This is a genomic window from Aminobacter sp. P4_D5, assembly GCF_056401815.1.
Genome location: NZ_JBFUIP010000024.1, coordinates 40,386 through 47,231, shown reverse-complemented (window position 1 = coordinate 47,231; position 6,846 = coordinate 40,386). Strand labels below are relative to the sequence as shown.

Here is a 6,846-nt window from a genome sequence, read left to right as displayed (position 1 = left end):
GGTTGTCATGCGCTGCCGACTTCGCCCAGACGACAAAGACGTCGGCGATCGGCGCGTTGGAAATCCACATTTTCGAACCGCTGATCTTGTAGCCGGTGGCGGTCTTTTCAGCGCGAGTCTTCATGCCGCCCGGATCGGAACCGGCATCCGGCTCSGTCAGGCCGAAGCAGCCGATCCATTCGCCCGATGCGAGCTTGGGTAGATACTTCTTGCGCTGCTCCTCGGAGCCGTAGGCGTAGATCGGATACATGACCAGCGACGACTGCACTGACATCATCGAGCGGTAGCCCGAATCGATGCGCTCAACTTCGCGTGCCACGAGACCGTAGGTCACGTAGCCTGCACCAAGGCCGCCATATTCCTCGGGAACGGTGATGCCGAGCAGGCCAGCCTCGCCCATCTCGCGGAAGATCGCCGGATCGGTCTTTTCGTCGAGATAGGCCTCTTCGATGCGCGGGGCGAGCTTGTCGGCGGCAAATGCCGATGCCGCATCGCGCATCATGCGTTCGTCTTCGGTCAGCTGATCTTCAAGAAGGAAGGGGTCGGCCCAGACAAAGCTGGCGGCCGCCGCCGGTTTGGATGTGTTCATTGTTCCTCCGGGAGAATGAGAGCGCTTTTTCATATCCTAGCCCGCTTCAGGCCTTTTCGCTAACAAGTAATCTTGTAAAGTTGATGCGTAAAATCAATCAACTCAAGCCCCAGGCCACCCCATGCGCCGCGCCTATGTGCCAACAATCGCCGAACTTGAGGCGTTCCGCGCCAGTGCACGCTACGGCACCACAATTCGCGCTGCCGATCAGCTTGGACTGACGCAAAGCTCGGTGAGCCGATCGATCGGGCAACTGGAGGACAGGCTCGGCGTCGCCCTTTTCCACCGCGTCCGCCAGCGCCTGGCCCTGTCGGATGCCGGCCGCCGTTTTGCCCGCGACGCCGACGCGATCCTCGACGCCCTGCATGAGGCTACCGTCAGAACCATGGCCTTTGGCGGCCAGTCCGACATGCTCAGCCTCGCCGTGCTGCCGACACTTGCCGACCGCTGGCTCATCCCACGGCTGGCGGGTTTCCATCTCGCGGCCCCCGATGTCGCCATCGATCTGGCGGTCCGGCTTGAAACGGTCGATCTCGAAACCGAGGCCTTTGACGCGGCGATCCAGCGCGGACCGGTCGAGCCCGGCCAGCCCGGTTTTCTGCGCCTGTTCGACGAGGAGCTGGTGGTGGTCGCGGCACCCGTGCTGCTCGACGGCCGGGCTTCGCTCGATGACGCCGAACTCGCCGCCTTGCCGCTATTGCAGCAGTCTACTCGCCCGACGCTGTGGCTGCAGTGGTTCCAAGCCGCCGGGATCGACCCACGCACCACCTTGCGCGGCCATCGCTTCGAGCAATTCTCGATGGTTGTCGAAGCGGCAATCGCCGGGCTCGGAGTGGCCTTGGTGCCTCAAGTGCTGGCCGCGCGCGAACTCGCATCCGGCCAACTGGTCATGGCCTCGGCTAACCGCATCGCCGGCGAGTTCCCCTATCGCCTCGCCTTCCGGCCCGGCACGGAGGATCGCCCGGGCTTGCGCGAATTCCTGCGCTGGATCTCGGCAGAGGTTACGTCCCCAGCGGTCAAATCCTGAGGCCGAACCTGATCCCGTCATAGATCGCCGCGTGGATGTTGCGGGCCTGGACCGCATCGCCAATGCGCAGAAGGATGAAGCTCGCATCCCGGATCTCGGGGAAAATCTCGCCGCCATGGATCAGGCGTTCGTAATCGATCGCCCCGCCGTTCCTCGATAGTGGCTTGAGCTCGAGATAGAGATCATCCAGCGGCAGTGTGCCATGCTCGACCACCACCTGATCGACGCGCCGCTCCTCTTGCCAGCCCTTGGCATAATCGGAGGAAAGTGTCGCGACCAGTGGATTGCCCTCGCGCCGAACTGACCGCAGCCGGGTGTTGATAGTGATCTTCACGCCGGTGCGGTGGAACGCCTCCATGTAAGGCACATGGTTCATGCCGCCGATCTCCGGCGCAAACAGCCGCTCGGGCGTGACCAGCTCAAGCTTCGAGCCGGCCTTGCCGATCAGTTCCGCTGCCGTCATGCCCTGATGGCCGCCATTGTCGTCATACAGCAGCACGTTTTCGGCCGGCTTGACGGCGCCTGCGATGATGTCCCAGCTCGACGTCACCAGATCGTCGCCAGCATCGAGCGGCGGGTTTTGCGGCAGGCCACCGGTGGCGATGACCACTGCGTCGGGCCGGAGCGCCAGCACATCGTCCTTGCCGGCCCAGATGTCGTAGCTAATCTCGACGCCTAGCCGTTCCAATTCAGCCAGACGCCAATCGACGATACCGATCAGTTCACGCCGGCGCGGGTTCTGCGCCGCCAGCCGCACCTGCCCGCCAGCCTGGCTTGATGCCTCCAGCACGGTCACCTTGTGGCCGCGCTCGGCCAGCACCCGTGCGGCCTCAAGGCCGGCAGCACCCGCGCCGACCACGACGACCTTGCGCAGCGGGCCTTGGGTGCGTGAAATCACATGCGGGATCGTCGCTTCGCGGCCTGTCGCTGCGTTGTGGATACACAGTGCGCCGCCGCCCTCATAAATACGGTCGAGGCAGTAGGTGGCACCTACGCACGGCCTGATCTGATGCTCACGCCCCTCCAGCACCTTCTTGATGATATGCGGCTCGGCAATATGGGCACGCGTCATGCCGACCATGTCGAGTTTGCCGGCAGCGATGGCATGGCGGGCTGTTGCAACGTCGGAAATACGCGCGGCATGGAAGACCGGGAACTTGGTTGCCGCCCTCACCTCGCCGGCAAAGTCGAGATGAGGCGACGAGGCCATGCCGTGCAGCGGGATGACGCCGGTGAGCGCGGCGTCGGTGTCGATATGGCCGCGAATGATGTTGAGGAAATCGAACTTGCCCGACGAAGCCAGCCGACGTGCGATCTCGATGCCCTCGTCCTTCGACAGGCCTTTTTCGAAGTCCTCGTCAGCGACCATGCGGATGCCAACGATGAACTCGTTGCCGACGGCAGCCCGCACCGCATCGATCACTTGCCAAGTAAAGCGCAGCCTATTGTCGAGCGAGCCGCCAAAGTCATCATCGCGGTGGTTGGTGGCCGGCGACCAGAACCCGTCCATCAGATGGCCGTAGGCCTCGAACTCGATGCCGTCGAGCCCCGCCGCCTGCATGCGCTGGGCAGCAGAGGCATAGTCGGCGACGATGCGCTCGATGTCCCAATCCTCGATTATCTTGGGAAATGTGCGGTGGGCAGCCTCGCGCACCGGAGAGGCGCTCAGCACCGGCAGCCAGTCGGCCTTGTTCCAATTGGTGCGGCGGCCGAGATGGCTGATCTGGATCATCACCTTGCAGTCGTGCTCGTGGCAGTCGTCCGCCAACGCCCGCAGCCACGGCACTATGGCATCGTCATAGGCGTGCAGATTGCCGAAGGCCGCCGGGCTGTCGCGCGAAACGATCGCCGAACCTGCCGTCATCGTCAGCGCCATGCCGCCCTTGGCCTTCTCCGCATGGTAGAGCCGGTAGCGCTCGTTGGGCATGCCGTCTTCGGAATAGGCCGGCTCGTGGCTCGTCGACATGACGCGGTTCTTCAACGTCAGATGCTTGAGCTGGTAGGGCTGGAGAAGCGGGTCGTTGCTGGTCATTGCATTCCTGCATTATCCGGCGCTAATACACGCCACTTAAAATCTGGACATTGAGTTGCGCGCACCAGCGAACCACAGCAATGAGCCAGAGCCACCCCGAAGAGCCACCCAATGACCATCACCGATAGCCTGACCCAGCTTGGCACCAAGGTCGAAACGCCGACCTCGCCCGAAACCGCCGTGCTCGAAACCGTGCCTTACGACCGCGTTGGCGGCCCGCCCGCCATCGTGCGCTTCACCTGCCCGGAATTTACTTCGCTCTGCCCGGTCACCGGCCAGCCCGACTTCGCGCACATCGTCATCGATTACGCCCCGGACCAGCTTCTGGTCGAATCGAAGTCGCTGAAGCTGTTCATGGTCTCGTTCCGCAACCATGGCGCATTCCACGAGGATTGTACCGTGATGATCGGCCGCCGCATCGTCGAAGCAACCAGGCCGTTGTGGCTGCGCATAGCMGGCTACTGGTATCCGCGCGGTGGTATCCCCATCGACGTGTTCTGGCAGACGGGCACGCCGCCCGAGGGATCGTGGCTGCCAGACACCGGCGTCGCGCCTTATCGCGGGCGCGGCTGAGCTGCTCACAGGGATGCTAAGGGCGTTCATTCGCATTGATACTGGCTGAACGCCCATTCGTTGGTCACCGATAAAAAATCGGCGATCTTCCATTCGCCGTCGACCTTCTTCAACTTCCATTGCATGCGGTGCGGTTCGCCTGACGCCGTGAAGGTTGCGACCACGATCGCGCTCTCGCCGCTCTCCGCTTCGTTCAGTTTCAGGCTCTTGTCGAGTTCGGCCTTGTCGTAGGCCGCACTGTCGAGTGGCATGTTGGTGTCAAGACAATCGCCCTGACCCGACTTCACCAATTGGTCGCGAGCATCGAGCACGGCTTTTGCCGGATCTACGAAGCGGCCACGCTCGGCCGGGTCGAGTTCCAACCCGATATGATCGTAGAACGGCTTGACCGCCTCCAGCGCCGTTCCGGCAAGAGCCGGTGTGGCCAGCAAAGGCAGGCAAGACACAACAGCAAATGGGCCTGCGCATCGCATCACGAACCGCCCGATCCCGGCGTACTGGCTGGGTCGCGCGCGCCGTGCCGAACCGCATGAATGACAATGTCGTTGCCAGTAAACTCGTAGAAAATCAGATAAGGATACGGCCTCGCATTGATCCGCCGGATACCCTCCACTTCGGTCAGGCGACCCACCTCAGGATGGCGGCACAGCAATTCTGTGATCATCTTTATGCGCTTGGCGACTTTCCGGCCGCCCGATGGCGATTGATCGGCGACATGGTCGAGTATCCCTTCGAGGTCGGCAAGAGCCGAGAGGGTATAACGCAACCTCATCCGCCGTACTTGGCCCAGACTGCCCGAACTTGCTCGTCCGACGCAAACTCACCGCGCGCGGCAGCGGCGCGGGACCGTTCGATGGCCAAGCGTTCTTCAGCGGTCAACGGGACAGGCTCGGCAGAACCCGCACCTACCAACTCAAAGATCGCGCGGGCAATGTCGTCCTGATCATCCCTGGAGAGCTTTCGAGCTGCCTCCAATGCCTGCTCGAGCAATTTGGTCATGTCTTAGCCTCGCATATATGCAGACAAGGATACTCCGCTCCTACCAGTCTCCGTCAATACCACGCATCGTCCATCGACGCCTTCTTGCGCGCCATGAAGTCGTTAAGCGCCTCGTCGATTGCGACATCCAGCGGTGGCGCTTCGTATTCGGCGAGCATCGTCTTCCAGCGCTTGTTGGCGCGCATGGCGGCATCGAGCGAGCCCGCGGCCTGCCATTTCTCATAGGGCTCGTTGTCGGCGACCGCCGAATCCCAAAACGCCGTTTCGTAGTTGGCCATGGTGTGCGCGCAGCCGAAGAAGTGGCTGCCGGGCCCGACTTCCTTGAAAGCGTCAAGCGCTAGCTGATTGTCGTCGATCTTCACGCCGTCGAGATAGGTGTGCAGCGCACCGCAGAAATCGATGTCCATGACGAATTTTTCGAAAGACATCGACAAGAGTCCATCGAGGAAGCCGGCCGAATGCAGGATGAAATTGGCGCCGCAATGCACAGCCGCCAGCATCGCCATGGTGCCTTCGTTCATGGCGTGTGCGTCGGGCAGCTTCGACGTGGTGAAGTTGCCKGAGCAGCGGAGCGGCAGGTTCAGTCGCCGCGCAAGTTGCCCAATGACCATCGAGCCGATGGCCGGCTCCGGCGTGCCGAATGTCGGCGAACCTGAGCGCAGCGACATCGACGACAGGAAATTGCCSAAAATGACCGGCGCGCCGGGGCGTTCGAGCTGGGTCAACGCGCAGCCGGCCATGGTTTCGGCGAGCGACTGGGCAATGGCGCCGGCATTGGTAACCGGACCCATGGCACCGCCAAGGATGAAGGGCACAACGACCGCCGCCTGGTTGGCCCGCGCATAAGCGCGCAATGCGGTGGTCATGGTGGCGTCCCAGACCAGCGGTGAGTTGACGTTGACGTTGCCCAGGATGACGCAATTCTCATCGGTGAATTGTTCGCCAAAGACGATGCGGGCCATGTCGATGGAGTCCTCCGCCCGGCTCTCCGACGTCACCGAGCCCATGAAGCCACGGTCGGAGTAGCGGATATGGCTGTAGACCATGTCGAGATGGCGCTTGTTGACCGGCACGTCCACTGGTTCGCAGATCGTGCCGCCGGAATGGTGCAGCCAGGGCGAGGACTGCGCCAGCTTCACGAAATTGCGGAAATCCTCGATGGTGCCGTAGCGCCGGCCATTGTCGAGATCCATGACGAAGGGCGAACCGTAGGCCGGTGAAAAGACGACGCTTTTGCCGCCTATGACCACCGAGCGCTCAGGGTTGCGGGCATGCTGGGTGAATTGGGCGGGTGCTGTCTTCAGCACTTCGCGCAGCATGCCTGGCTCAAATTTGACGAGCACGCCGTCGACCTTGGCCCCGGCCCGCTTCCAGTGATCGAGCGCCACCGGGTCGTCGCGAAACTCCATGCCGATTTCGGCGAGGATGCGGTCGGCCGTCTCTTCGATGCGGACGAGGTTTTCCTCCGACAATATATCGTAGGTCGGGATGTTCCGGAGGATGTAGGGTCGACCATGCGCCTCGGGCCCGTGCGAGCGCTGTTCACGGCGCGCATTACGGCCGCCACGCTCGCGGCGCTTCGTCGGCTCGGTCTGGATTTCAGGCGCAACGACGTTCATACATGGC

8 protein-coding genes are annotated in these 6,846 nt (G+C 62.5%); 2 read left to right on the top strand and 6 right to left on the bottom strand.

Features of this window, described 5'->3' with window-relative positions:
• Positions 1-589: acyl-CoA dehydrogenase family protein (locus AC1DWF_RS08145; RefSeq protein ID WP_476841587.1), on the bottom strand; the 589-nt coding region annotated here is incomplete at its 3' end.
• A 121-nt stretch (positions 590-710) separates the two neighbouring features.
• On the opposite strand from AC1DWF_RS08145, the gene AC1DWF_RS08140 reads away from it, so the two are divergent.
• On the top strand, positions 711-1,616 hold the full coding sequence (locus AC1DWF_RS08140) for a LysR substrate-binding domain-containing protein (protein ID WP_476782703.1): 906 nt from the start codon (positions 711-713) through the stop codon (positions 1,614-1,616).
• Here AC1DWF_RS08140 and AC1DWF_RS08135 read toward each other — a convergent pair.
• On the bottom strand, positions 1,606-3,648 hold the full coding sequence (locus AC1DWF_RS08135; protein ID WP_476788992.1) for an oxidoreductase: 2,043 nt from the start codon (positions 3,646-3,648) through the stop codon (positions 1,606-1,608). The genes AC1DWF_RS08140 and AC1DWF_RS08135 overlap by 11 nt on opposite strands.
• A gap of 111 nt (positions 3,649-3,759) precedes the next feature.
• Here AC1DWF_RS08135 and queF point away from each other — a divergent pair, with 111 nt between their 5' ends.
• On the top strand, positions 3,760-4,221 hold the full coding sequence (queF, locus tag AC1DWF_RS08130; RefSeq protein WP_476788993.1) for a preQ(1) synthase: 462 nt from the start codon (positions 3,760-3,762) through the stop codon (positions 4,219-4,221).
• 26 nt (positions 4,222-4,247) lie between these two features.
• On the opposite strand, the gene AC1DWF_RS08125 is transcribed toward queF, so the two are convergent.
• From AC1DWF_RS08125 to AC1DWF_RS08110, 4 genes are read right to left on the bottom strand one after another with little or no spacing between them, the layout of a single operon-like run.
• Positions 4,248-4,667 carry a hypothetical protein gene (locus AC1DWF_RS08125; protein ID WP_476841586.1) on the bottom strand — a complete coding sequence of 140 codons (420 nt, stop codon included), beginning with the start codon at positions 4,665-4,667 and terminating at the stop codon, positions 4,248-4,250.
• Between the two features lie 26 nt (positions 4,668-4,693).
• Positions 4,694-4,993 carry a type II toxin-antitoxin system RelE/ParE family toxin gene (locus tag AC1DWF_RS08120; protein ID WP_476782701.1) on the bottom strand — a complete coding sequence of 100 codons (300 nt, stop codon included), beginning with the start codon at positions 4,991-4,993 and terminating at the stop codon, positions 4,694-4,696.
• A complete protein-coding gene (locus tag AC1DWF_RS08115; protein ID WP_476782700.1) occupies positions 4,990-5,220 on the bottom strand; it encodes a hypothetical protein in 231 nt (76 codons plus the stop codon). Before AC1DWF_RS08115 ends, AC1DWF_RS08120 begins: the two co-directional genes overlap by 4 nt.
• A 53-nt stretch (positions 5,221-5,273) precedes the next feature.
• Positions 5,274-6,839: a trimethylamine methyltransferase family protein gene (locus tag AC1DWF_RS08110; RefSeq protein WP_476841585.1), complete on the bottom strand. Its 1,566-nt coding sequence runs from the start codon at positions 6,837-6,839 to the stop codon at positions 5,274-5,276.
• Between the last annotated feature and the right edge of the window lie 7 nt (positions 6,840-6,846).

Excerpts from the sequence above, each read along its gene's own strand:
- AC1DWF_RS08135 (WP_476788992.1), bottom strand. The coding sequence starts at position 3,648 with ATGACCAGCAACGACCCGCTTCTCCAGCCCTACCAGCTCAAGCATCTG.
- AC1DWF_RS08120 (WP_476782701.1), bottom strand. The coding sequence starts at position 4,993 with ATGAGGTTGCGTTATACCCTCTCGGCTCTTGCCGACCTCGAAGGGATA.
- AC1DWF_RS08140 (WP_476782703.1), top strand. The coding sequence starts at position 711 with ATGCGCCGCGCCTATGTGCCAACAATCGCCGAACTTGAGGCGTTCCGC.
- AC1DWF_RS08115 (WP_476782700.1), bottom strand. The coding sequence starts at position 5,220 with ATGACCAAATTGCTCGAGCAGGCATTGGAGGCAGCTCGAAAGCTCTCC.